Origin of the sequence: Streptomyces sp. 796.1 (genome assembly GCF_047525675.1) — a bacterium.
Lineage (GTDB): Bacteria > Actinomycetota > Actinomycetes > Streptomycetales > Streptomycetaceae > Streptomyces.
In genome coordinates this window covers 31006-55878 of sequence record NZ_JBLIWA010000008.1, presented here as the reverse complement: position 1 = coordinate 55878, position 24873 = coordinate 31006, and the positions used below count along the sequence as shown (strand labels likewise).

At 68.8% G+C, this 24873-nt stretch carries 19 protein-coding genes and 1 tRNA gene; 3 read left to right on the top strand and 17 right to left on the bottom strand.

Features of this window, described 5'->3' with window-relative positions:
• Positions 1–132 precede the first annotated feature (132 nt).
• The 14 genes from fusA to ACMA1D_RS07635 form a co-directional block, all read right to left on the bottom strand.
• Positions 133–2235, bottom strand: coding sequence for an elongation factor G (gene fusA, locus ACMA1D_RS07700; RefSeq protein WP_414723120.1), 2103 nt, complete (start codon positions 2233–2235; stop codon positions 133–135).
• Between the two features lie 39 nt (positions 2236–2274).
• Complete coding sequence (rpsG, locus tag ACMA1D_RS07695) at positions 2275–2745, bottom strand: 30S ribosomal protein S7 (RefSeq protein WP_176163495.1); 471 nt, start codon at positions 2743–2745, stop codon at positions 2275–2277.
• A 2-nt stretch (positions 2746–2747) separates the two neighbouring features.
• Positions 2748–3119: a 30S ribosomal protein S12 gene (rpsL, locus tag ACMA1D_RS07690; protein ID WP_003948652.1), complete on the bottom strand. Its 372-nt coding sequence runs from the start codon at positions 3117–3119 to the stop codon at positions 2748–2750.
• A 521-nt stretch (positions 3120–3640) separates the two neighbouring features.
• Positions 3641–4111 (bottom strand): DUF1707 and DUF4190 domain-containing protein, encoded by a 471-nt coding sequence (locus tag ACMA1D_RS07685; RefSeq protein WP_414723203.1) that lies wholly within the window; start codon positions 4109–4111, stop codon positions 3641–3643.
• A 237-nt stretch (positions 4112–4348) separates the two neighbouring features.
• Entirely contained in the window at positions 4349–8263 is a 3915-nt protein-coding gene (locus ACMA1D_RS07680; protein WP_414723119.1) for a DNA-directed RNA polymerase subunit beta', read from the bottom strand.
• Between the two features lie 122 nt (positions 8264–8385).
• A complete protein-coding gene (gene rpoB / locus ACMA1D_RS07675) occupies positions 8386–11868 on the bottom strand; it encodes a DNA-directed RNA polymerase subunit beta (RefSeq protein ID WP_414723118.1) in 3483 nt (1160 codons plus the stop codon).
• Positions 11869–12459: 591 nt separating this feature from the next.
• Complete coding sequence (gene rplL / locus ACMA1D_RS07670) at positions 12460–12846, bottom strand: 50S ribosomal protein L7/L12 (RefSeq protein ID WP_349992207.1); 387 nt, start codon at positions 12844–12846, stop codon at positions 12460–12462.
• A 130-nt stretch (positions 12847–12976) separates the two neighbouring features.
• The gene (rplJ, locus tag ACMA1D_RS07665) at positions 12977–13507 is read right to left on the bottom strand and encodes a 50S ribosomal protein L10 (protein ID WP_414723117.1); all 531 of its coding nucleotides are present in this window, start codon (positions 13505–13507) and stop codon (positions 12977–12979) included.
• A gap of 338 nt (positions 13508–13845) precedes the next feature.
• Entirely contained in the window at positions 13846–14727 is an 882-nt protein-coding gene (locus ACMA1D_RS07660; protein ID WP_414723116.1) for a hypothetical protein, read from the bottom strand.
• Between the two features lie 151 nt (positions 14728–14878).
• Complete coding sequence (gene rplA, locus ACMA1D_RS07655) at positions 14879–15598, bottom strand: 50S ribosomal protein L1 (RefSeq protein ID WP_414723115.1); 720 nt, start codon at positions 15596–15598, stop codon at positions 14879–14881.
• Positions 15599–15715: 117 nt separating this feature from the next.
• The gene (gene rplK, locus ACMA1D_RS07650) at positions 15716–16150 is read right to left on the bottom strand and encodes a 50S ribosomal protein L11 (RefSeq protein WP_055471151.1); all 435 of its coding nucleotides are present in this window, start codon (positions 16148–16150) and stop codon (positions 15716–15718) included.
• Between the two features lie 196 nt (positions 16151–16346).
• Positions 16347–17255: a transcription termination/antitermination protein NusG gene (nusG, locus tag ACMA1D_RS07645; protein ID WP_414723114.1), complete on the bottom strand. Its 909-nt coding sequence runs from the start codon at positions 17253–17255 to the stop codon at positions 16347–16349.
• 82 nt (positions 17256–17337) lie between these two features.
• Entirely contained in the window at positions 17338–17628 is a 291-nt protein-coding gene (gene secE, locus ACMA1D_RS07640) for a preprotein translocase subunit SecE (protein ID WP_414723113.1), read from the bottom strand.
• Between the two features lie 111 nt (positions 17629–17739).
• A tRNA-Trp gene (locus ACMA1D_RS07635) sits at positions 17740–17812 on the bottom strand.
• Between the two features lie 180 nt (positions 17813–17992).
• On the opposite strand from ACMA1D_RS07635, the gene ACMA1D_RS07630 reads away from it, so the two are divergent.
• Complete coding sequence (locus ACMA1D_RS07630) at positions 17993–19228, top strand: pyridoxal phosphate-dependent aminotransferase (RefSeq protein WP_414723112.1); 1236 nt, start codon at positions 17993–17995, stop codon at positions 19226–19228.
• A gap of 139 nt (positions 19229–19367) precedes the next feature.
• Positions 19368–20438 (top strand): adenosine deaminase, encoded by a 1071-nt coding sequence (locus tag ACMA1D_RS07625; RefSeq protein ID WP_414723111.1) that lies wholly within the window; start codon positions 19368–19370, stop codon positions 20436–20438.
• Positions 20439–20462: 24 nt separating this feature from the next.
• Here ACMA1D_RS07625 and ACMA1D_RS07620 read toward each other — a convergent pair whose 3' ends face one another.
• Entirely contained in the window at positions 20463–21044 is a 582-nt protein-coding gene (locus tag ACMA1D_RS07620; RefSeq protein ID WP_414723110.1) for a TetR/AcrR family transcriptional regulator, read from the bottom strand.
• A gap of 129 nt (positions 21045–21173) precedes the next feature.
• Here ACMA1D_RS07620 and ACMA1D_RS07615 point away from each other — a divergent pair, with 129 nt between their 5' ends.
• Positions 21174–21815, top strand: a complete 642-nt coding sequence (locus ACMA1D_RS07615; RefSeq protein WP_414723109.1) for an NAD(P)-dependent oxidoreductase — start codon at positions 21174–21176, stop codon at positions 21813–21815.
• Between the two features lie 88 nt (positions 21816–21903).
• Here ACMA1D_RS07615 and ACMA1D_RS07610 read toward each other — a convergent pair whose 3' ends face one another.
• A complete protein-coding gene (locus ACMA1D_RS07610) occupies positions 21904–22977 on the bottom strand; it encodes a UDP-N-acetylmuramate dehydrogenase (protein ID WP_414723108.1) in 1074 nt (357 codons plus the stop codon).
• Positions 22978–23206: 229 nt separating this feature from the next.
• The gene (locus ACMA1D_RS07605) at positions 23207–24745 is read right to left on the bottom strand and encodes a DHA2 family efflux MFS transporter permease subunit (RefSeq protein WP_414723107.1); all 1539 of its coding nucleotides are present in this window, start codon (positions 24743–24745) and stop codon (positions 23207–23209) included.
• Between the last annotated feature and the right edge of the window lie 128 nt (positions 24746–24873).

Sequence of the window (24873 nt, the reverse complement as noted above, 5' to 3'; positions counted from 1 at the left end):
GGGGCCGGCGCCCGGGGCCCCGCCACAGAAGCGTGGTGCGTTCTGTGGCGGAATGCCCCGATGCCTTTGCTCCAGCCTAAAGGCTGAGCAACGTAGAGGGCTCATCCCCACTGCTGCGGGGACGGGCCGACGTTACTCGCCCTTGGCCTTCGCGATGATCTCCTCGGCGACGTTCCGGGGAACCTCGGCGTAGGAGTCGAACTGCATGGAGTAGCTGGCGCGGCCGGACGTCTTGCTCCGCAGGTCACCGACGTAGCCGAACATCTCCGAGAGCGGAACCAGGCCCTTGACGACCTTGGCGCCGCTGCGGTCCTCCATGGACTGGATCTGGCCACGGCGGGAGTTGATGTCACCGATAACGTCACCCATGTAGTCCTCGGGAGTGGTGACCTCGACGGCCATCATCGGCTCCAGCAGAGCCGGCGACGCCTTCCGAGCACCCTCCTTGAACGCCATGGAGCCAGCGATCTTGAACGCGAGCTCGGAGGAGTCCACCTCGTGGTAGGCGCCGTCGAGCAGCGTCACCTTCACGCCGGTCAGCGGATAGCCGGCCAGCACGCCGAACTCCAGGGCCTCCTGGCAGCCGGCGTCCACGGACGGGATGTACTCCCGCGGGATGCGGCCACCGGTGACCTTGTTCTCGAACTCGTACCCGTCGCCCTCAAGCGGCTCGATCGCGATCTGCACCTTGGCGAACTGGCCGGAACCACCAGTCTGCTTCTTGTGCGTGTAGTCGATCCGCTCGACGGCCTTGCGCAGCGTCTCGCGGTACGCGACCTGCGGCTTGCCGACGTTGGCCTCGACCTTGAACTCGCGCTTCATACGGTCGACCAGCACGTCGAGGTGCAGCTCGCCCATACCCGCGATGATGGTCTGGCCGGTCTCCTCGTCGGTGTGGACCTGGAACGACGGGTCCTCTTCGGCGAGGCGCTGGATGGCGACACCCAGCTTCTCCTGGTCGCCCTTGGACTTCGGCTCGATGGCGACCTGGATCACCGGGGCCGGGAAGTTCATGGACTCAAGGATGACCGGGTTGGCCGAGTCGCAGAGGGTCTCGCCGGTGGTGGTCTGCTTGAGACCCATGACGGCGACGATGTCGCCGGCACCCACGCTGTCGATCTCCTCACGCTTGTTCGCGTGCATCCGGTAGATCTTGCCGATCCGCTCCTTCTTGCCCTTCACGGAGTTCAGCACCTGGGTGCCGGTGTCCATGCGGCCGGAGTAGATCCGGACGAAGGTGAGCTTGCCGAGGTGCGGGTCGCTCATGATCTTGAAGGCGAGCGCGGAGAGGGGCTCCTCGTCCGACGCCTTGCGGAAGATCTCGGTGTCCTCGTCGTCGACCTTGTGACCGGTCACGCCCTCGACGTCCACGGGGGACGGGAGGTACGCGACGACCGCGTCGAGCAGCGGCTGGACGCCCTTGTTCTTGAACGCGGTGCCACAGAAGACCGGGGTGAGGTTGCCGGCGATGGTGGCGCGGCGGATGCCGGCCTTGAGCTGCTCCTCGGTGGGCTCCTGGCCCTCCAGGTACAGCTCCATCAGCTCTTCGTCGCCCTCGGCGGCGGTCTCCAGGAGCTTCTCGCGCCACTCGGCCGCGGCCTCGGCGTGCGTGTCCGGGATGTCCAGGACGTCGTACATCTCGCCCTTGGCGGCCTCGACGGGGTAGACGAGGGCCTTCATCTGGACGAGGTCAACCACGCCCTTGAAGTCCGCCTCGGCACCGATCGGGAGCTGCATGACGAGCGGGGTCGCACCGAGGCGGTCGACGATCATGTCGACGCAGCGGTGGAACTCGGCACCGACGCGGTCCAGCTTGTTCACGAAGCAGATGCGCGGAACGTTGTAACGGTCGGCCTGACGCCACACCGTCTCGGACTGCGGCTCCACACCGGCAACACCGTCGAACACCGTCACGGCGCCGTCGAGCACGCGCAGCGAACGCTCCACCTCGACGGTGAAGTCGACGTGGCCCGGGGTGTCAATGATGTTGATGGTGTGATCGACGTTGTTCACCGGCCAGTGACAGGTGGTCGCGGCCGACGTGATCGTGATGCCGCGCTCCTGCTCCTGCTCCATCCAGTCCATGGTGGCAGCGCCATCGTGGACCTCACCGATCTTGTAGCTCACACCGGTGTAGAACAGGATCCGCTCGGTGGTCGTCGTCTTGCCCGCGTCGATGTGGGCCATGATCCCGATGTTGCGGACCTTGGCCAGGTCAAGTGAAGTGGTGGCCATCTGGCTCAGTCTTCTCTCGGTTCTCGATGGGGGTAGCGACTACCAGCGGTAGTGCGCGAAGGCCTTGTTGGACTCGGCCATCTTGTGAGTGTCCTCGCGGCGCTTGACCGCGGCGCCCAGACCGTTGCTGGCGTCCAGGAGCTCGTTCATCAGACGCTCGGTCATGGTCTTCTCGCGACGGGCGCGCGAGTAGCCCACGAGCCAGCGCAGCGCGAGGGTGGAGGCGCGACCGGGCTTGACCTCGACCGGCACCTGGTAGGTGGCGCCACCGACGCGGCGGGACTTCACCTCAAGGGTGGGCTTGATGTTCTCCAGCGCGCGCTTGAGCGTGATGACCGGGTCGTTGCCGGTCTTCTCGCGCAGCCCCTCCATGGCACCGTAAACGATGCGCTCAGCGGTGGAGCGCTTGCCGTTCAGCAGCACCTTGTTGATGAGGGAGGTGACAAGAGGAGAGCTGTAGACCGGGTCAATGATGACCGGGCGCTTCGGGGCGGGGCCCTTACGAGGCATTCTTACTTCTCCTTCTTGGCGCCGTAGCGGCTGCGAGCCTGCTTGCGGTTCTTGACGCCCTGGGTGTCGAGCGAGCCACGAATGATCTTGTAGCGAACGCCCGGCAGGTCCTTCACACGACCGCCACGCACGAGCACGATGGAGTGCTCCTGCAAGTTGTGGCCCTCACCCGGAATGTAAGCGGTGACCTCGATCCCGCTGGTCAGACGCACACGCGCGACCTTACGCAGGGCCGAGTTCGGCTTCTTCGGGGTGGTCGTGAAAACACGCGTGCAGACGCCACGACGCTGGGGGGAACCCTCCAGCGCAGGCGTCTTGTTCTTCTCGACCTTGTCCTGCCGGCCCTTGCGGACCAGCTGCTGGATCGTAGGCACCGTTTCTCCGGTTTCTGTGTGCCGTCTAGTAAAGCTAACCTGGGGTTTCTCCGACCCACGCGGTCGGGTGTGTCGCGCGCTCTAGACCGCTGCGATGAGCGAGAGAGTGCGGAGTCTGGGTGCAGAACACCTCGGTCCCCCAGAAACTGGGGGAACTCCTCCGGACTCCGGCTCGGGCACCTCACCCCGACGAAGATCGGGGAAGTGTGCGCGCACGGGAGCCCAGGGACACGCCAGGCACAAGGTCAGAGCGTACCTACCGCATCGGCTGTGGTCAAAACAAATGCACACGCGTAGGACACGCCGGGCGGCTTACGGCGCTGCCGCTACCGTAGTGCGCCCACCCCCGCCGCGGAACCGTGTCTCAGCCGTCGAACGCCCCCCGACATCCGGCCGTCACATCCCACGCCGCATCGGCTCCCGCCGGCCCTCACGAACGCCAGCGCGCCCCACCGGCGGCCCCACCCGACCGGCCGGCCCACCGCTCGGGTGACCCACCACCCGAGCGGCCGGCAGCGCGATCACCTCAGGCCCACCGCCAGCGCCACGGCCACCACCACCAGCGCCACGAAGCCGATCACCAGATAGCCGAGCACCAACCCGGCGACCGCCATCCCGTCGCCCTGCTCGCCGCTGCGTCGGATCTCCGCCCGCGCCTTGTGGCCCAGGACCACCGCAGGGATCGCGGTGATGCCGACCATGGTGCCGAGGATGCCGCAGACCAGGGCCCCCGTCGCACTGCTGTTGGTCCGCGGCGGCGCCGGCAGGAAGGTCTGCGGTACGGCCGGGGCCACCGGCCGCGGCGTGAACTGCACCTGCGGGACCGGCCCCTGCGGCAAGTCCCCGACCAGTACCTGGAGTTCACCGTACGTCTGCGCCTGGTAGGCCCGAGTGATGCGCTGCTCGTACTCCGGCTGTGGCAGCCGCCCCTCGGCGAAACCCGCCTTGAGCACGTCGACGGCGCGCTCCCGGTCGGCGTGCGAGGCCCGCATCGTCGGTGAGTTGTTCGTCGGCTGGGCCGGCTGCCCGCCCTGCCACGGTTGGAACGCCACCCTGAAACCTCCCCCAGCTAGACAGCTCCCTCCATCATCCACGACGAACCGCGGGGCGGTCATCCCAGTCTGGGATGACCGCCCCGCGGTTCTCACCGTATGCACGCCCTCCGGTTGGCCGACCCGGGTGCGCCCCGACTCCGCGGGGCGCACCCGGACCTGACGCCGGTCTGGGGCCTACTGGTTGTACGGACCGTAGTCGTAGTCCTCCAGCGGCACGGCCTGACCCGAACCCGTCCCGAAGGGCGAGTAGTCGATGTCGTCGTAGCCGACGGCCGAGTACATCGCGGCCTTGGCCTCCTCGGTCGGCTCGACCCGGATGTTGCGGTAGCGGGACAGGCCCGTACCGGCCGGGATGAGCTTGCCGATGATGACGTTCTCCTTGAGGCCGATCAGGGAGTCCGACTTGGCGTTGATCGCCGCGTCGGTGAGCACCCGGGTCGTCTCCTGGAAGGACGCCGCCGACAGCCACGACTCGGTGGCCAGCGACGCCTTGGTGATGCCCATGAGCTGCGGACGACCCGAAGCCGGGTGGCCGCCCTCCTGCACCACGCGCCGGTTCTCGTTCTCGAAGCGCGAGCGCTCCACGAGCTCGCCCGGCAGCAGCTCCGCGTCGCCGGACTCGATGATCGTCACGCGGCGCAGCATCTGCCGGATGATGATCTCGATGTGCTTGTCGTGGATCGACACACCCTGCGAGTTGTAGACCTTCTGGACCTCGCCGACCAGGTGCACCTGGACGGCGCGCTGGCCGAGGATGCGCAGCACGTCGTGCGGGTTGGTGGCACCGAGCGTCAGCGCCTGGCCCACCTCGACGTGGTCGCCCTCGCCCACCAGCAGACGGGCTCGCTTGGAGACGCCGTAGGACGTCTCGTCCGAACCGTCGTCCGGGGTGACGACGAGCTTCTTGGTCTTCTCGGTCTCCTCGATGCGCACCCGACCGGCCGCCTCCGAGATGGGGGCGACACCCTTGGGCGTACGGGCCTCGAAGAGCTCGACGACACGCGGCAGACCCTGGGTGATGTCGTCACCGGCCACACCACCGGTGTGGAAGGTACGCATCGTGAGCTGGGTGCCGGGCTCACCGATGGACTGGGCCGCGATGATGCCGACGGCCTCGCCGATGTCGACCAGCTTGCCGGTGGCCAGCGAGCGGCCGTAGCAGAAGGCGCAGGTGCCGACGGCGGACTCGCAGGTGAGGACCGAGCGGGTCTTGACCGTGGTGACGCCGTGCGCGACGAGCTGGTCGATCAGGACGTCGCCCAGGTCGACGTTGGCCGGCGCGATGACCTTGCCGTCCACCACGACGTCCTCGGCGAGCATCCGCGCGTACACGCTGGTCTCGACGTCGTCCGTCTTGCGCAGCGTGCCGTCCGCGCCCTTGACCGCGATGGCCAGCTTCAGGCCGCGCTCGGTGCCGCAGTCCTCCTCGCGGATGATCACGTCCTGCGAGACGTCCACCAGACGACGGGTCAGGTAACCCGAGTCGGCGGTGCGCAGGGCGGTGTCCGCGAGGCCCTTACGGGCACCGTGGGTGGCGATGAAGTACTCAAGAACGGAGAGGCCGTCACGGTAGGACGCCTTGATCGGGCGCGAGATGGTCTCGTTCTTGGCGTTCGACACCAGACCACGCATACCGGCGATCTGACGCATCTGCATCATGTTTCCGCGCGCGCCGGACTCGATCATAATGAAGATCGGGTTGGTGCGCGGGAAGTTCCGCTGCATGGCCTCGGAGACCTCGTTGGTCGCCTTGTTCCAGATGACCACGAGCTCCTGGTGGCGCTCGTCGCGGGTGATCAGACCACGCTCGAACTGCTTCTGGACGTGCAGCGCCTTGGCCTCGTACTCGTCCAGGATCGCCGGCTTCTCCGGCGGGCCGAGGATGTCGGAGAACGCCACGGTCACACCCGAGCGGGTGGCCCAGTGGAAACCGGCCGCCTTCAGGTTGTCCAGCGTCGCCGCCACGATGACCTTGGGGTACCGCTCGGCCAGGTCGTTGACGATCTCGGAGAGCTGCTTCTTGCCCACCGAGTAGTCGACGAACGGGTAGTCCTCGGGCAGCAGCTCGTTGAAGAGCGCACGGCCCAGCGAGGTGGTCAGCCGGAAGCTGTCACCCGGCTGGTACGGGCGGGAGAGCTCGCCGTTCTCGTCCTCGGTCGGCTCCGGCGGGGTCCAGCCCCGCGGCGGCATGGTGCCCACCGGGAACCGGATGTCGATCTTCGCCTGGAGCGACAGCTCCCGGTTGTCGAACGCCATGATCGCCTCGGCCGTGGAGCCGAAGGACCGGCCCTCGCCGACCGCCTTGCGCTCCGCCTCGTCGGTGGTGAGGAAGAACAGACCGAGGACCATGTCCTGGGTCGGCATCGTCACCGGCCGGCCGTCGGCGGGCTTGAGGATGTTGTTCGAGGACAGCATCAGGATGCGGGCCTCGGCCTGCGCCTCCGCGGAGAGCGGCAGGTGCACGGCCATCTGGTCACCGTCGAAGTCCGCGTTGAACGCGGTGCACACGAGCGGGTGGATCTGGATGGCCTTGCCCTCGACGAGCTGCGGCTCGAAGGCCTGGATGCCGAGGCGGTGCAGGGTGGGCGCACGGTTGAGCAGCACCGGGTGCTCGGCGATGACCTCTTCGAGCACGTCGTACACGACGGTCCGGCCGCGCTCGACCATCCGCTTGGCGCTCTTGATGTTCTGCGCGTGGTTGAGGTCAACCAGGCGCTTCATCACGAACGGCTTGAAGAGCTCCAGCGCCATCGCCTTGGGCAGACCGCACTGGTGCAGCTTGAGCTGCGGGCCGACGACGATGACGGAACGGGCCGAGTAGTCGACGCGCTTGCCGAGCAGGTTCTGCCGGAAACGACCCTGCTTGCCCTTGAGCATGTCGCTCAGGGACTTCAGCGGACGGTTGCCGGGACCGGTGACCGGGCGACCGCGGCGGCCGTTGTCGAACAGCGCGTCGACGGCCTCCTGGAGCATCCGCTTCTCGTTGTTCACGATGATCTCGGGGGCACCGAGGTCAAGGAGACGCTTGAGGCGGTTGTTCCGGTTGATCACACGACGGTAGAGGTCGTTGAGGTCGGAGGTGGCGAAGCGGCCACCGTCGAGCTGCACCATCGGGCGCAGGTCCGGCGGGATGACCGGGACGCAGTCCAGCACCATGCCGTTGGGGCTGTTGCGGGTCTGGAGGAACGCGGAGACGACCTTGAGCCGCTTGAGCGCACGGGTCTTCTTCTGGCCCTTGCCGGTGCGGATGATCTCCCGCAGCCGCTCGGCCTCCTCTTCGAGGTCGAAGGACTCCAGGCGCTTTTGCAGCGCGGCGGCGCCCATGCCACCCATGAAGTAGGTGCCGAAGCGGTCGCGCAGCTCGCGGTAGAGCAGCTCGTCGCCCTCCAGGTCCTGGACCTTGAGGTTCTTGAAGCGGTTCCAGACCTCGTCCAGGCGGTCGATCTCGCGCTGGGCACGGTCGCGGAGCTGCTTCATCTCGCGCTCGGCGCCCTCGCGGACCTTGCGGCGGACGTCGGCCTTGGCGCCCTCGGCCTCCAGCTCGGCGAGGTCGGTCTCCAGCTTCTTGGCGCGCGCCTCCAGGTCGGCGTCGCGACGCTGCTCGACCTGCTGCCGCTCGACGGAGACGTGCGCCTCCAGCGAGGGCAGGTCGCGCGTACGGCGCTCCTCGTCGACCCAGGTGATCATGTACGCGGCGAAGTAGATGACCTTTTCCAGGTCCTTCGGCGCGAGGTCGAGCAGGTAGCCCAGGCGCGACGGGACGCCCTTGAAGTACCAGATGTGGGTGACGGGCGCGGCCAGCTCGATGTGGCCCATCCGCTCGCGGCGCACCTTGGCGCGGGTGACCTCGACACCGCAGCGCTCACAGATGATGCCCTTGAAGCGGACGCGCTTGTACTTGCCGCAGTAGCACTCCCAGTCCCGGGTGGGGCCGAAGATCTTCTCGCAGAAGAGTCCGTCCTTTTCGGGCTTCAGGGTGCGGTAGTTGATGGTCTCCGGCTTCTTGACCTCGCCGTGGGACCACTGCCGAATGTCGTCCGCGGTGGCCAGGCCGATCCGCAGCTCGTCGAAGAAGTTGACGTCGAGCACTTGTCGTCAATCCCTCTTTCAGGGTCGTGCCCCTCGCGTCAGCGAAAATGGGGGCTCTTCATCATGGTCTGTACGGGTCCTGGGCGACCGGGGCGCCTTGACGTGCGCCCCGGTCAGGCCCGTCAGACCTCTTCGACGCTGCTCGGCTCGCGCCGGGACAGGTCGATTCCGAGCTCCTCCGCCGCGCGGAAGACATCTTCGTCAGTGTCACGCATCTCGATGGACATGCCGTCCGAGGACAGCACCTCCACATTGAGGCACAGGGACTGCATCTCCTTGATGAGCACCTTGAAGGACTCCGGGATGCCGGGCTCCGGGATGTTCTCGCCCTTGACGATGGCCTCGTAGACCTTCACGCGACCGGTGACGTCGTCGGACTTGATGGTCAGCAGCTCCTGGAGGGCGTACGCGGCGCCGTAAGCCTCCAGCGCCCACACCTCCATCTCACCGAAGCGCTGGCCACCGAACTGAGCCTTACCACCCAGCGGCTGCTGGGTGATCATGCTGTACGGGCCGGTGGAGCGGGCGTGCAGCTTGTCGTCCACCAGGTGGTGCAGCTTGAGGATGTACATGTAGCCGACCGAGATCGGGTCCGGGAACGGCTCGCCGGAGCGGCCGTCGAAGAGCCGCGCCTTGCCGGACGGCTGGACCATCCGCTCGCCGTCCCGGTTCGGGATCGCGGCCTCGAAGAGACCGGCGATCTCGTCCTCGCGGGCGCCGTCGAAGACCGGGGTGGCGACGTTGGTGCCGGAGGCCACGTCGTCCGCGCCGATCGCCTGGAGGCGGCGCATCCAGTCCTCGTCGCCGTCGACCTTCCAGCCCTGCGAGGCCAGCCAGCCCAGGTGGATCTCCAGGACCTGTCCCGGGTTCATTCGGGAGGGCACGCCGAGCGGGTTGAGGATGATGTCGACCGGGGTGCCGTCCTCCATGAACGGCATGTCCTCGACCGGCAGGATCTTCGAGATGACGCCCTTGTTGCCGTGTCGGCCGGCGAGCTTGTCACCGTCGGTGATCTTGCGCTTCTGGGCGACGTAGACGCGGACGAGCTGGTTGACGCCGGGCGGCAGCTCGTCGCCCTCCTCGCGGTCGAAGACGCGGACGCCGATGACCTTGCCGATCTCGCCGTGCGGCACCTTCAGCGAGGTGTCACGCACCTCACGGGCCTTCTCACCGAAGATCGCGCGCAGCAGCCGCTCCTCGGGGGTCAGCTCGGTCTCACCCTTGGGGGTCACCTTGCCGACCAGGATGTCGCCCGCGACGACCTCGGCACCGATGCGGATGATGCCGCGCTCGTCGAGGTCGGCCAGCACCTCTTCGGAGACGTTCGGGATGTCCCGGGTGATCTCCTCGGGGCCGAGCTTGGTGTCCCGCGCGTCGACCTCGTGCTCCTCGATGTGGATCGAGGAGAGGACGTCGTCCTGCACCAGCCGCTGGCTGAGGATGATCGCGTCCTCGTAGTTGTGGCCCTCCCACGGCATGAACGCCACCAGGAGGTTCTTGCCGAGCGCCATCTCACCCTCGTCGGTGGACGGACCGTCGGCGAGCACCTGACCGGTGATCACGCGCGCGCCCTCGTCCACGACGACCTTCTGGTTGAAGGAGGTGCCCTGGTTGGAGCGGGAGAACTTGGCCACCCGGTAGGTGGTGTACGTGCCGTCGTCGTTGGCCACCGTCACGTAGTCGGCGGAGACCTCCTGGACGACACCGTCCTTCTCGGCCTTGATGACGTCGCCGGCGTCCACCGCACAGCGGTACTCCATGCCGGTGCCGACCAGCGGCGCCTCCGCCTTAATCAGCGGCACGGCCTGGCGCATCATGTTGGAGCCCATGAGCGCGCGGTTGGCGTCGTCGTGCTCAAGGAAGGGGATCATGGCGGTCGCGACCGACACCATCTGGCGCGGCGAGACGTCCATGTAGTCGACTTCTTCGCCCGGGATGTAGTCGACCTCGCCGCCACGGCGGCGCACCAGCACGCGGGACTCGGCGAACCGCAGCTCGTCGGTGAGCGGCGCGTTGGCCTGCGCGATGACGAAGCGGTCTTCCTCGTCGGCGGTCAGGTAGTCCACCTCGTCGGTGACCTGGCCGCCGGTGACCTTGCGGTACGGGGTCTCGACGAAGCCGAAGGCGTTGACCCGGCCGTACGAGGCGAGCGAGCCGATCAGACCGATGTTCGGGCCTTCCGGCGTCTCGATCGGGCACATCCGGCCGTAGTGCGACGGGTGCACGTCACGGACCTCGAAGCCGGCCCGCTCACGGGAGAGACCACCGGGGCCGAGCGCCGACAGACGACGCTTGTGGGTCAGGCCCGACAGCGGGTTCGTCTGGTCCATGAACTGGGAGAGCTGGCTGGTGCCGAAGAACTCCTTGATGGAGGCGACGACCGGCCGGATGTTGATCAGGGTCTGCGGCGTGATCGCCTCGACGTCCTGGGTGGTCATGCGCTCGCGCACGACGCGCTCCATCCGCGCCAGACCCGTGCGGACCTGGTTCTGGATGAGCTCGCCGACGTTGCGCAGACGACGGTTGCCGAAGTGGTCGATGTCGTCGGTCTCGACGACGATCGAGTTGCCGTTCTCGCCCAGCGTCTCGGTCTCGCCCGCGTGCAGCTTGACCAGGTACCTGATCGTCGCGATGACGTCGTCGGTGGTGAGCACGCCGGCGTCCAGCGGCTGGTCGGCGCCGAGCTTCTTGTTGACCTTGTAGCGGCCGACCTTGGCGAGGTCGTAGCGCTTGGGGTTGAAGTACAGGTTCTCAAGGAGCGTCTGCGCGGCCTCGCGCGTGGGCGGCTCGCCCGGACGCAGCTTGCGGTAGATGTCGAGCAGCGCGTCGTCCTGCCCCTGGGTGTGGTCCTTCTCCAGGGTGGCGCGCATGGACTCGTACTCGCCGAACTCCTCCAGGATCTGCTCGGTGGTCCAGCCGAGCGCCTTCAGGAGTACGGTGACGGACTGCTTGCGCTTGCGGTCGATGCGCACGCCGACCATGTCGCGCTTGTCGACCTCCATCTCCAGCCAGGCACCCCGGGACGGGATGATCTTGGCGGTGAAGATGTCCTTGTCGGAGGTCTTGTCGATCATGCTGTCGAAGTAGACGCCCGGCGAGCGGACCAGCTGCGAGACGACGACACGCTCGGTGCCGTTGATGCAGAAGGTGCCCTTGTTCGTCATGAGCGGGAAGTCGCCCATGAAGACCGTCTGAGACTTGATCTCACCGGTCTCGTTGTTGGTGAACTCCGCGGTGACGAAGAGCGGCGCGGCGTACGTGAAGTCGCGCTCCTTGCACTCGTCGATGGAGTTCTTCGGCGGCTCGAAGCGGTGGTCGCGGAACGTGAGCGACATCGACCCGGAGAAGTCCTCGATCGGGGAGATCTCCTCGAAGATCTCCTCCAGACCGGACTTGGTGGGAACGTCCTGCCCACTCTCCAACGCGGCCTCGACGCGAGCCTTCCAGGCGGCATTTCCGAGCAGCCAGTCGAAGCTTTCGGTCTGCAGCGCGAGGAGGTTCGGGACCCCGAGGGGTTCCTTGATCTTCGCAAATGAGATGCGCAGCGGGGCAGTGCTGTCGCCGGTGTTCATATTGGCAGTCGAGGCGTTGCGCGAGGCGGCCAAGAGGGGGTCCTTCCGAGGGCTCGGACTCACTACGCGCATACCGGTCCCCTACGGAGCACACAGAGGAAAAGCCCTGGTCAGGGTGTTTCGATCGGCGTACTCACGTGCGGGCATGCCCCTGGTGACGGGCAGGGAGCAGCTAAACGGCAGCGCAAAGGGTCAGTGTAGCCACTTGGCCCACTGATGTCCAGAGCGGATATCCGGAGACTGGCAGTGCCAACCTCTCCCTCCGGGAGGGGTCTCCCCCTCGTTGTCATCCCACGCCGTCTTCCAACGCCTGCGGCAAGGCTTCCCGCTTCGCGCTCGTTCCATGCCTCGGCACGGAGACCGAATCTGCGCCCGGCCTGACCTCGCGTCCTGAGAATTGCGCGCCTCGTGCCGTTCGTCAAGAGCCACCCGGGCGCCGAGATCATCACAGCCACACCGGTGGAGCAACCGAAGATCACCATACCCGCAGGTACCGACAAGCGATCGACAAGACACCGTACCCCGTGCCCGAACGCGCCAGGGCGACCACCCACATGGGTGATCGCCCTGGAAACGATCGAGTCAGCGACTCAAGCCACGCGCCGGAGCGCGCGGAGGGAGGTCTTACTTGACCTCGACGGAGGCGCCGGCGCCCTCAAGGGACTCCTTGGCCTTGTCCGCGGCCTCCTTGTTGACCTTCTCAAGAACCGGCTTCGGGGTGCCGTCGACGAGGTCCTTGGCCTCCTTCAGACCCAGCGAGGTCAGCTCACGCACGACCTTGATGACCTGGATCTTCTTGTCGCCGGCGCCGGTGAGGATGACGTCGAACTCGTCCTTCTCCTCGACGGCCTCGGCGGCGGCGCCACCAGCGGCACCGGCGGCGACGACGGCGGCCGGGGCGGCAGCGGTGACGTCGAACTTCTCCTCGAAGGCCTTCACGAAGCCGGCGAGCTCGATGAGGGTCATGTCCTCGAACTGGGCGAGCAGGTCTTCCTGGCTGAGCTTCGCCATGATGGCGGTCCTTCCACTAATTCGGCTGGTGCCGGATGTACATGTCGGCGGGCGTGTGCCTGACGGCATTGCTCCGTAGACGGGCCCGCTGCGACCGTCGCCCTAGGCGGCGGTCAATGCGTGAGCCGAATTACTCGGCACCGCCCTGCTCGGCCTGCTTGGCACGAAGCGCCTCCGCGGTGCGGACGAACTTCGAGGGAAGCGCCTGGAAGAGCGCGGCAGCCTGGGACTGCTTGCCCTTCATGGCGCCCGCCAGCTTGGCGAGCAGAACCTCGCGGGACTCAAGTTCCGCAAGCTTGCTGATCTCTTCTGCGGAGAGCGGCTTCCCGTCAAGGACGCCGCCCTTGATGACGAGGTGCGGGTTCTCCTTGGCGAAGTCACGCAGACCCTTCGCCGACTCCACCGGGTCACCGGTGACGAAGGCGATCGCCGTCGAACCCGTGAACAGGTCGTCGAGCGAGCTGATCCCGGCCTCGTTGGCCGCGATCTTGGTCAGCGTGTTCTTCGCCACGCTGTACTGGGCGTTCTCACCGAGAGCGCGCCGCAGCTCCTTGAGCTGCGCAACGCTCAGACCGGTGTACGCCGTGACCACTGCGGCGTTGGAGCTACGGAACTTGTCCGTCAGCTCGGCAACCGCGGCAGCCTTGTCGGGCCTCGCCATGAGCCTCGGCCTCCTTCCGGGTGATCGGACCGAACTGGCTGAAGGAAGGAGACTGGGCAAAACGAAACGCCCCGGCGCAGGCGCACGGGGCGTAGCTCAACCGGAAGGAATCCGGGAACTCATCCACAGTCACCTGCGCGGGCCGTCCGCAGCTAGCGGAATCCTTCGGTCACCGCGTCCTTTGCAGGACACCGTGACGACCAGCGGTCTTTGGCTTCTGTGGAAGAGTACGTGAAGGCATCGCGACCGGGCAAATCCGGACTCCCGGACGTGCCCGCTGCGCTTCTCCGGCGCTCGCTCGGTGCCTCCTGGGGCCTGGCCCGGATCCCCGGTGGTCCCTACTGCTGCATGACGTCCGCGAAGTCCGCGGTGTCCGAAGCGTCCGGCAGCTCGACCGTGACCGGGGTGCCGTAGTCGGTGTAGAAGACCGTCGCATCGAAGGTGCCGTTACTGCTCTGCGCCTGCTCGCGCTTCTTGACCAGCAGGTTGTCCCCGTCGATCCACAGGTCGATGGTCTCGGTCTCCGTACCGGCCTGCTCAAGCTGCTCCTGGAGCCCGGCCAGGTCTTCCTTGGACAGCTCCTCGGACTGCATCTCGGCGAGCTCCGAGACGTTGACCACGCCCGTGTAGTGGGTGGTCTTCGTGCCCCGTACGTCCTCCTTACCGACCTCGCGCACCTTGCCGGTGGCGATGAGGACCTGCACGGCGCGCGCCGGGTCCGTGTTCTGCATCTGGTCCTTGAGGAACTTGCCGGCGGGGCCCGCCTGCTCGGCGAGCGTGGCGTAGTCGTACTTCAGCCAGTGCTTGCCGGCGGCCTGCGGGGCCTTGGCGAGCTGGTCGCCGAGGTTCATGTACATCGCGTCGGGCGTGTACAGGGCCTCGCGGGGCTGGCCGCTCACGCCCTGCTGCTCGGCCGCGGCGCCGGACTGGGTGAGGGTCATCGAGGCGCGCATGCCGTTCGACCAGTCCATGCTCCCCTTCATGGTGGACGTCGCGCCCGCCATGACCGTGGTGCCGTCGACCTTGGCGGAGTGCTGCTTGGTGGTGCTCTGCGAGGCCAGTTGGAGCGCGGCTATCGCGTTCTTGGGGGCCTCGTCGACCTTGCCGATCGGCTTCTTGGCACCCTCGTCGCCCGAGTCGCTGCCGCACGCGGTCAGGCCCGCCAGCAACGCCAGCCCACCCACCGCTGCGGCGGCGCGGGTACCCAGCCGTGCTGCCATCCGAGAATTACGCACAAGTCCCCCTCTTTAACCCACGTTTACTTCCTTTAGGAGGGTAGCCGAGCCACGGGAGACCGCAATGCGTGAGCCCCGCATCTCCACGAAGGTGGAGATGCGGGGCTCGGGTGCGTACGCGCTGCCGACTAGCGGATCAGACGGCGTCTTCCTCGGTGAGGAGGTTGCGGGTGCGGTTCGAGTCGAGCGGGATGCTCGGGCCCATGGTGGTGGTCACCGCGGCCTTCTTGATGTACCGGCCCTTCGCGGCGGACGGCTTCAGACGGAGGATCTCCTCCAGCGCCGCGGCGTAGTTCTCGACGAGCTGCTGCTCACCGAACGACACCTTGCCGATGATGAAGTGCAGGTTCGAGTGCTTGTCGACGCGGAACTCGATCTTGCCGCCCTTGATCTCGGTGACGGCCTTGGCGACGTCGGGGGTGACGGTGCCGGTCTTCGGGTTCGGCATCAGACCACGCGGGCCGAGCACGCGGCCGAGGCGGCCGACCTTGCCCATGAGGTCCGGGGTCGCGACGACGGCGTCGAAGTCGAGACGGCCCTTGGAGACCTCGTCGATCAGTTCGTCGGAGCCGACGATGTCGGCGCCCGCGGCCTCCGCGGCAGCAGCACGGTCACCGGTCGCGAAGACCAGGACCCGGGCGGTCTTGCCGGTGCCGTGCGGCAGGTTCACGGTGCCGCGGACCATCTGGTCGGCCTTGCGCGGGTCAACGCCCAGTCGCATGGCAACCTCGACGGTCGCGTCGAACTTGGTGGTGCTGGCGGTGTCCTTGGCGAGACGGACGGCCTCAAGCGGGGCGTACAGCCGCTCCCGGTCGATCTTCTCGTCCGCGCCGCGGAGAGCCTTGCTGCGCTTCACTGCTGCTCCTGAGAGTCACACCCGCGGCTGCCGCCGCGAGTCAGGGTTGGAGTCGTGGTCCGGGCCAGCGCCTGGCCCTGCCACAGAGGGGCCGTGGCCCCGGGGACGTGGAGGTGATCAGCCCTCGACCGTGATGCCCATCGAACGGGCGGTGCCCGCGATGATCTTCTCGGCGGCGTCGAGGTCGTTGGCGTTCAGGTCGGGCATCTTGGTGGTGGCGATGTCGCGGACCTGGTCGCGGGTGATCTTGGCGACCTTGGTCTTGTGCGGCTCGCCGGAGCCCTTGTCCACGCCCGCGGCCTTGAGGATCAGCTTGGCGGCCGGCGGAGTCTTGGTGATGAAGGTGAAGGAGCGGTCTTCGTAGACCGTGATCTCCACCGGCACGACCATGCCACGCTGCGACTCGGTCGCGGCGTTGTAGGCCTTGCAGAACTCCATGATGTTGACGCCGTGCTGACCCAGCGCGGGGCCGACCGGCGGAGCCGGGTTGGCGGCACCGGCCTGGATCTGGAGCTTGATCAGCCCCGTGACCTTCTTCTTCTTGGGAGGCATGTGCTCTCTCCGGGTCTAAGTGAGAGGTTTTCGCCCACCCATCCGGTGCTCCGGATGGAGGCATACCGCACAACGATAACGGGTATAGCTATGCGGCCAAAAACCGAGCAGGTCAGACGGCTGCCCGCGGCCCCGCTCGGGGGCCTGGGGGAGCCGGTCCGACCTGCTCGGCAGTGGCTGGTGTGACCCGAAGGGGTCAGTTCTTCTGGATCTGGTCGAAGCTGAGCTCGACCGGCGTCTCGCGACCGAAGATCTCGACGAGGCCCTTGACCTTCTTCGAGTCGGCGTTGATCTCGTTGATCGTCGCCTGGAGCGTCGCGAACGGGCCGTCGGTGACGGTGACCGAGTCGCCCACCTCGAAGTCGAGCACCTGGACCTCGACCTTGCGGCTCGGCGCCGGGACGCCGGCCTCGGCCGCGGCGGCCTTGGCGGCTGCCTCCTCGGCCTCCGGGGCGAGCATCTTGACGATCTCGTCCAGGGTCAGCGGGTACGGGTCGTAGGCGTTGCCCACGAAGCCGGTGACGCCGGGGGTGTTGCGCACCACGCCCCAGGACTCGTTCGTCAGGTCCATGCGGACCAGCACGTAGCCGGGGAGCTTGTTCTGCCGGACGGTGCGGCGGTCGCCGTTCTTGATCTGGACGACCTCTTCCTGCGGCACCTCGGCCTGGAAGATGTAGTCCTCGACGTTGAGCGAGACGGCGCGCTGTTCGAGGTTGGTCTTCACGCGGTTCTCGTAACCCGCGTAGGTGTGGATCACGTACCACTCGCCGGGCAGCGTGCGCAGTTCCTCGCGCAGCGCCTCGACCGGGTCCACGGCGACCTCTTCTTCGGCGTCCTCGGCCGCTTCATCCGCTTCGTCAGCGGCTTCGGCGTCGTCCGTCGCTTCCGCGCCCTCGGACTCCTCGCCGTCCGTCGCGTCGTCGGCGTCGGCTTCCTCCGCCGCCCCGTCCCCGCCCTCGGCCGTGTCGTCCTCGGTCACGCCCTCGGCTTCGGCGGCAGCCGCCGCGGCGTCCGCGTCGGCCGGAGCAGCCGCCGGGTCGGCCGTCGCCGCAGCCTCTTCGCCCTCGCGGGGCTCGATGGCTTCGTTCAGGTTCGGGTCAGACACGGTGGCTGCTTCTTCCTGGCTATCAAGAGGGGTGGAACGTGCGATAGGGGCGCCGCGCGGGTGCACGGAGCCCTACGCGGGATCAGCTGAAGATGTACTTGACGGCTTCGTTGAACCCGTAGTCAATCACGGTAACAAGACCGATCATGATGACGACGAAGACGATCACTACGGTGGTGTACGTCGAGAGCTGATTGCGCGAAGGCCAGACGACCTTGCGGAGCTCCGCGACCACCTGGCGGTAGAAGAGCGCGAGGCGGCCGAACGGCCCCTTCTTCCCGCGCTTACCGCCACGGCGGCCCTTCTTGGCGGCCTCATCGTCTTCTGGACGACCGCTTTCAGGCGTTGCGGTGGAGCCAAGGGCTTCCGTCACTCGTCCTCACCTGAATCCGGGTCGTGGCCGTGCCGCGTCCGGTCCGGCCGCACAGCGGTGCATTTGAGTTACTTACGCATGCACACACCCGTACGTGCTGGATGTGTGTAGCAGGGCCGGAGGGACTTGAACCCCCAACCGCTGGTTTTGGAGACCAGTGCTCTACCAATTGAGCTACGACCCTTTGTGGCCCCCAACGTACAGCATCCGGCCGGTTCCACGGAGTGCGTGGACGGATGCGGTTGTTGGGACCCGACGACGCATGAGTGTACGTGCTCAACGGCCCCCCGTCGAACGTTCGGCAAACGCAACGGCCTGCCAAACCGCCGTGCCGCCTTCCCGGCCGGTCTGCGACGATGCAGACATGACCGCTGCTACTCCGCAAGAGACCGCTCCCACCGACCGCCGGGTCTCGGCCCGCGTCGGGTCGATTTCCGAGTCCGCCACGCTCGCCGTGGACGCCAAGGCCAAGGCGCTGAAGGCCGCCGGCCGTCCGGTGATCGGGTTCGGTGCGGGCGAGCCGGACTTCCCGACGCCCGACTACATCGTCGAGGCCGCGGTGGAGGCCTGCCGCGACCCGAAGAACCACCGCTACACCCCGGCCGGCGGGTTGCCCGAGCTGAAGGCCGCCATCGCCGCGAAGACGCTGCGCGACTCGGGGTACGAGATCGAGGCGGCCCAGGTGCTGGTCACCAACGGCGGCAAGCAGGCGATCTACGAGGCGTTCGCCGCGATCCTGGACCCGGGCGACGAGGTCATCGTCCCCGCCCCGTACTGGACGACCTACCCGGAGTCGATCCGGCTGGCCGGCGGCGTGCCGGTGCCGGTGGTCGCGGACGAGACGACCGGCTACCGGGTCTCGGTCGAGCAGCTTGAGGCCGCCCGCACCGAGCGGACCAAGGTCGTGCTCTTCGTCTCGCCGTCGAACCCGACCGGTGCGGTCTACCCGCGCGAGCAGGTCGAGGCGATCGGCCGCTGGGCCGTCGAGCACGGGCTGTGGGTGCTGACGGACGAGATCTACGAGCACCTGGTCTACGGCGACGCCGAGTTCTCCTCGCTGCCGGTGGTCGTGCCGGAGCTGCGTGACAAGTGCATCGTGGTCAACGGCGTGGCCAAGACGTACGCGATGACCGGCTGGCGGGTGGGCTGGGTGATCGGCCCCAAGGACGTCATCAAGGCCGCGACCAACCTCCAGTCGCACGCCACCTCCAACGTCTCCAACGTGGCCCAGCGGGCGGCGCTGACGGCGGTGTCCGGGGAGTTGGACGCGGTCGCCGCGATGCGGGAGGCGTTCGACCGGCGGCGCAAGACGATCGTGCGCATGCTGAACGAGATCGAGGGCGTGGAGTGCCCCGAGCCCGAGGGCGCGTTCTACGCGTACCCCTCGGTCAAGGCGCTGCTCGGCAAGGAGATCCGCGGCAAGCGGCCCGCCACGTCGGTGGAGCTGGCCGGGCTGATCCTGGAGGAGGTCGAGGTCGCGGTGGTGCCCGGCGAGGCGTTCGGCACCCCGGGGTACCTGCGGCTGTCCTACGCGCTGGGCGACGAAGACCTGGTCGAGGGCGTGGCGCGGATCCAGAAGCTGCTGGCCGAGGCCCGCTGACGGCGGGTCCTGGCCCTGCGGCGGCCTGGTCGAAACGGGCGTCCGGCGTGTGCCGGGCGTCCGTTCGCGTGTACGGGCCGCCCATCCGATCGGTGAAAGTGGGTTCCGGGCGCGTCGCGCCATGCGGCAAAATCTGGGGATGTTGCACTTCCCCGCCCTCACTTCTCCCGGCGGGCGCACCGCCGACGCACCCGGACGGGACCTACGGCTGTTGCCCAAGGCCCATCTGCACCTGCACTTCACCGGCTCGATGCGCACGGACACGCTGCTTGAGCTGGCCGACAAGTACGGCGTACACCTCCCGGAGGCGCTCAGCAGCGGCGAGCCGCCCAAGCTGCGGGCGACCGACGAGCGTGGCTGGTTCCGCTTCCAGCGGCTGTACGACATCGCCCGTTCCTGCCTGCGCGCCCCCGAGGACCTGCAACGACTGGTGCGCGAGGCCGCCGAGGAGGACGTGCGGGACGGCTCGCGGTGGTTGGAGATCCAGGTCGACCCGACCTCGTACGCGCCCCGGCTCGGGGGGCTCATCCCCGCGCTGGAGATCATCTTGGACGCGGTGGACGCGGCGAGCCGGGACACCGGCCTGAACATCCGGGTGTTGGTGGCCGCCAACCGGATGAAGCACCCGCTGGACGCCCGCACGCTGGCCCGGCTCGCGGTGCGGTACGCGGACCGGGGCGTGGTCGGGTTCGGGCTGTCCAACGACGAACGGCGCGGCTTCGCGCGCGACTTCGACCGGGCGTTCGCCATCGCCCGCGAGGGCGGTCTGCTGGCCGCGCCGCACGGTGGCGAACTGGCCGGCCCGAGCAGCGTGCGCGACTGCCTGGACGACCTGTACGCGGCCCGGGTCGGGCACGGCGTACGGGCCGCCGAGGACCCGCGGCTGCTGCGCCGGCTGGCGGACCGGCAGGTGACCTGCGAGGTGTGCCCGTCGTCCAACGTGGCGCTCGGGGTGTACGAGAAGGCCGCCGACGTGCCGCTGCGGGCGCTGTTCGACGCGGGGGTGCCGATGGCGCTGGGCGCGGACGACCCGCTGCTCTTCGGGTCACGGCTCGCCGCCCAGTACGAGCTGGCGCGCGAGGTGCACGGGTTCACCGATCCGGAACTGGCCGAGCTGGCCCGCCAGTCGGTCCGCGGCTCGGCGGCCCCGCCGCAGGTCCGCGACGCGCTGATCACCGAGATCGACGGCTGGCTGGCGGCGGGGGCGTAGCGCGGGGCGGTCGGCGCGGACGGGTCAGCTCAGGCCGCGGAGGACGCAGCGGGCGAGGTCCGCGGCGAACTCCTCCAGCGGTGGCTCGTTCTCGTCCGTGCTGAGCAGGAAGGCGCGCTGGCAGCAGGCGCCGATGAGGAGGGCGGCGGCGCTGTCGCAGTCGGCGTCGGGGCGGATGCGGCCGGCGGCGCGTTCGGTCCTCAGGTACGCGGCCAGGCCCTCCAGCGGGCGGCGCGGGCCGGCGTCGATCTCCCGCAGCCCCTCGTTGTGGCGCTGGAGCAGGGTCGGCTCCGCGTACAGGGCCGCGACGATCGGGACGCTGGAGGCGTAGAACTCGGCTGCCCTCCGTACGATTTCGGCCAGGTTGTCGACGACGTCGCGCTCCTGCGGATGCTCGGTCAGTTCGGCCAGCAGGGGTCCGAGCCTCGGCAACCGCTCCTCCAGCACGTGGACGAAGATGTCCTCCTTGTTGCGGAAGTGCTTGTAGAGGGCGGCCTCGGAGCAGCCGGCGGCGCGGGCGATCTCCTTGGTGGTGGTGCGGGCCAGCCCGATGGTGCGCAGCAGCCGTTCGGCGGCTTCCAGAATCCGGGCCCGGGTGGGCTGCATGGCGAGGCTCCCTGGTGACGTGGCCGCGCCGAAGATCGACGGGCCGGGTCCGGCATGACTTGACGTAGCGGTGAGCGAATACTCACCCTAGTGGTGAGTGAATACTTACCCACCTCTGGAGGGAAGGCCATGCGACTCACAGTCTTCGGGGCGACCGGCGGCACCGGCGGTCACCTGGTGCAGCAGGCGGTGCAGGCGGGACACGAGGTCACGGCGGTGGTCCGGGACCCGGCCCGGCTCACGGTGGCCCACCCCGACCTACTGGTGATCACCGCGACCGACCTCACCGACGCGGCGGCCCTGCGGTCCGCCGTCGCCGACCGGGACGCGGTGCTCTCGGCCGTCGGCGCACCGACCAACAAGCAGGCGGGCATCGCGTCGGCCGCCACCCGCGGCATCCTGGAGGCCATGGCGGCCAGCCGCGTACGGCGCTTCGTCGCGATCAGCGCGGCGCCGGTCGGCGAGATCCCGCCGGGTGAGGACCTACTCGGCAGGAAGCTGGTGTTTCCGCTGATCAGAACCGCTTTTCGGAAGATCTACGCGGACCTGGCCGCCATGGAACGCGTCATCGCCGCCTCATCCACCGACTGGACCGTGCTCCGCCCGCCGCGGCTGCTCGACGGGCCCCTCACCGGCCACTACCGCACGGCGATCGGCGCCAACGTGCCGAACGCCCGCAGCATCTCCCGCGCCGACCTGGCGCACGCCATGCTGACGCTGCTGGACGAGCGCACGGCGGTGCGGCGGGCGGTGGGCGTGGCGAACTACTAGCCACCGCGCCCGCCCGTCGTCGGGTGGCCGCCCACCGGCAGCCCGCCCCTGCCCCCGTACGGACCGGCGGCCGGCCGCGCGAGCCGCCCTACAGCTCCACGCCGACCATCACCGGCTCGTTGACCAGCGTGATGCCGAAGGCTGCACGCACCCCGTCCACCACCTCGCGGGCCAGGGCCAGCAGGTCGTCGGTGGTGGCCGCGCCCCGGTTGGTCAGGGCCAGCGTGTGCTTGGTGGAGATGCGGGCCGCGCCCTGCCCGTACCCCTTGGTGAAGCCGGCCCGGTCGATCAGCCAGGCCGCCGACGTCTTGGTCAGCCCCTCGCCCGCGGGGTAGGCCGGCGGCGCCACGTCCGGGCCGAGCCGCTCCGCGACCCGGGCCAGGAACGCGGTGTGCTCGGCCGCGGTGAGGATCGGGTTGGTGAAGAACGAGCCGGCCGACCAGGTGTCGTGGTCCTCGGGGTCGAGCACCATCCCCTTGCCGGCGCGCAGCCGCAGCACCGTCTCGCGCGCGGTGCCCACCGGCACCCGGTCGCCCGGCTGCACGCCGAGCGACCGCGCCGTCTCCGCGTACTTCAGCGGCGCCGAGAGCCCGTCCGCGTCCTCCAGGGCGAACCGCACCCGCAGCACCACGTGCCGGTCGGGCTCCTGCTTGAAGCGGCTGTGCCGGTAGGCGAAACCACACTCCGCGTTCGGAATCGTGACCACGTCGCCGCTCTGCCGGTCGTACGCCACCACCTCGGTGATGGTGGTGGAGACCTCCTGCCCGTACGCCCCCACGTTCTGGATCGGGGTGGCGCCGGCCGAGCCGGGGATGCCGGCCAGGCACTCGATCCCGGCGAAACCGGCCTCGACCGTGCGCGCCACGGCCTCGGACCAGTTCTCGCCGGCCGCCAGCTCCAGCGTGGGGCGGCCGTCGGGGCCCGCTGCGTCGAGCACGAAGCCGGTGGTGGCGATGCGCAGCGCGGTGCCGTCGAAGCCCTTGTCGGAGATGACCAGGTTGCTGCCGCCGCCGACGAGCAGCAGCGGCGTGCCGGCGTCGTCGGCCGCGCGCACGGCGGCTATCACCTCGTCGTCGGTGGTGGCCGTGGTCAACCGGGCGGCCGGCCCACCGAGCCGGAAGGTGGTCAGCGGGGCGAGGGGGGCGTCATGGAGTTCCTGCACGCGCTCAAGCGTACGGAACCCCTCCGACAGCCGACGCCCGGCGCGGGCCCACGGCGCGGATCGAGGCTGACCGCCCGGGCTCGCCCCGGGGCCGCACCCGGCTCGCCCCCGACCGCCCCCGCACCCGCCCCGCCGTACGAGGTCCACCACCGCCCCCGCCCCGTACGCCCACCGGACCCGCGCGCCCACCGGCCCGTACGACCCGCCGGCGCTCCGGCAGCCCCTCCCCTCAGCGCCGGGCGGAGGACCGGGCCGGCTCCGCCCCGGCCCCCGGCCCGCTCCCGGCGGTCGGCCGCACGTCACCGGTCCCGACGGCTCCCCCGCTGATCACCGAGGTGTCGGCCACCGCACCCGCCACCGCCGCATCCTCGTCCCCCACCGCCCGCGCCGGGCGGGGGCGCGGCGCCAGGAGCACCAGGAGTGCCGCCACGGCCAGTGCGCCCGTGCCGACCCACAGGGCGGGGGTCAGCCCGTCGGTGAACTCCTTGGGCGAGCCGTACCCGCCGCGGGCGCTGAAGACCGAGGCCAGCAGGGCCACGCCGATCGTGCCACCGGTCTCGCGGAGCGCGTTGCTGGCGCCGGAGGCGATGCCCTGTTCGGTGGGGCGTACGGAGTTCATCACCAGGGCCGCGACCGGCGCGAAGAACAGCGCCATGCCGGCGCCGCTGACGGCGAAGGCCGGCACCTGGGCCGCGTACCCGACATCGGGCGCGGCGATCGCGGCCTGCCAGCCGAGGCCGATCGCCATCAGCACCAGGCCGGTCGCGACGATGTACCGCCCGTCGATCCGGTCCGCGAGGGCGCCGGCCAGCGGCGCGACGAGCATCGGCATCGCCGTCCACGGCAGCATCCGCACCCCGGCCTCCAGCGGCGAATAACCCTGGATGAGCTGGAGGAACTGGGTGAGCAGGAAGATCGAGCCGAACATGCCGAGGTACATCAGCAGCCCCGCCGCGTTGACCAGGCTGAACATCCGGGAGCGGAAGAGCCGCATGGGCAGCATCGGGGCGTCGGTGTGCAGTTCCCACCGGACGAACGCCACGAGGAGGGCCGCGCCGAGCCCGAACCCGGCCAGTACGGGGACGCTGCTCCAGCCGTCGATGTTGCCCTGGATCAGCGCGAAGACCACGCCCAGCAGGCCGAGGCTGGCCAGCACGGTGCCGACGACGTCGAGCCGGTCGGCCGGGCCGCGACTCTCCGCCAGCCGCAGCCGGGACAGCGGCAGCAGCAGGACGCCGACCGGCACGTTCAGCCAGAAGATCCACTGCCAGGACATGTGCTCCACCACGGCGCCGCCGATCAGCGGCCCGGCGGCGACCGCGAGCCCGTTGACCGCGCCCCAGATGCCGTACGCCATGCCGCGCCGCTCCGGCGGCACCGCGCCGGCCAGCAGGGTCAGGCTGAGCGGCATCAGCAGCGCGGCCCCGACCCCCTGGGCGGCGCGCGCGGCGATCAGGGCGCCGCTCTCCGGGGAGAGCGCAGCCGCCGCGGAGGACGCGGTGAACAGGGCGATGCCGACGAGGAACATGCGCCGACGCCCGAAGCGGTCACCGAGCGCCGCACCCAGCATGAGCAGCACGGCGAAGCTCAGCGTGTACGCGTTGACGGTCCATTCCAGCTCTTCGAGCCCGCCGCCGAGGTCCTTGCCGATGTCCGGGATGGCGGTGGTGACGATGAGGTTGTCCAGCGCCGCCATGAAGCCGGCGATGCTGGTGATGATCAGGGTCCAGACGGCGGTGGCCCGGCTGCCGGGCCGTTCGGTCTGCATAGCGCCTCCTAAATTAGTTATTACTCACTAAGTTTCTGGGTCAAAAAAACACGCCGCACGCAGCCGCCAGCGCGCCATCCCGCCAACGCCCGGGCACGCCCCGGCACGTGGCCACCAACCCCACCGCG

Excerpts from the sequence above, each read along its gene's own strand:
- ACMA1D_RS07660 (WP_414723116.1), bottom strand. The coding sequence starts at position 14,727 with ATGGCAGCACGGCTGGGTACCCGCGCCGCCGCAGCGGTGGGTGGGCTG.
- fusA (WP_414723120.1), bottom strand. The coding sequence starts at position 2,235 with ATGGCCACCACTTCACTTGACCTGGCCAAGGTCCGCAACATCGGGATC.
- ACMA1D_RS07625 (WP_414723111.1), top strand. The coding sequence starts at position 19,368 with ATGTTGCACTTCCCCGCCCTCACTTCTCCCGGCGGGCGCACCGCCGAC.
- rpsG (WP_176163495.1), bottom strand. The coding sequence starts at position 2,745 with ATGCCTCGTAAGGGCCCCGCCCCGAAGCGCCCGGTCATCATTGACCCG.
- ACMA1D_RS07605 (WP_414723107.1), bottom strand. The coding sequence starts at position 24,745 with ATGCAGACCGAACGGCCCGGCAGCCGGGCCACCGCCGTCTGGACCCTG.
- ACMA1D_RS07630 (WP_414723112.1), top strand. The coding sequence starts at position 17,993 with ATGACCGCTGCTACTCCGCAAGAGACCGCTCCCACCGACCGCCGGGTC.
- rplL (WP_349992207.1), bottom strand. The coding sequence starts at position 12,846 with ATGGCGAAGCTCAGCCAGGAAGACCTGCTCGCCCAGTTCGAGGACATG.
- rplK (WP_055471151.1), bottom strand. The coding sequence starts at position 16,150 with ATGCCTCCCAAGAAGAAGAAGGTCACGGGGCTGATCAAGCTCCAGATC.
- ACMA1D_RS07615 (WP_414723109.1), top strand. The coding sequence starts at position 21,174 with ATGCGACTCACAGTCTTCGGGGCGACCGGCGGCACCGGCGGTCACCTG.
- rplJ (WP_414723117.1), bottom strand. The coding sequence starts at position 13,507 with ATGGCGAGGCCCGACAAGGCTGCCGCGGTTGCCGAGCTGACGGACAAG.
- ACMA1D_RS07620 (WP_414723110.1), bottom strand. The coding sequence starts at position 21,044 with ATGCAGCCCACCCGGGCCCGGATTCTGGAAGCCGCCGAACGGCTGCTG.
- ACMA1D_RS07685 (WP_414723203.1), bottom strand. The coding sequence starts at position 4,111 with ATGCGGGCCTCGCACGCCGACCGGGAGCGCGCCGTCGACGTGCTCAAG.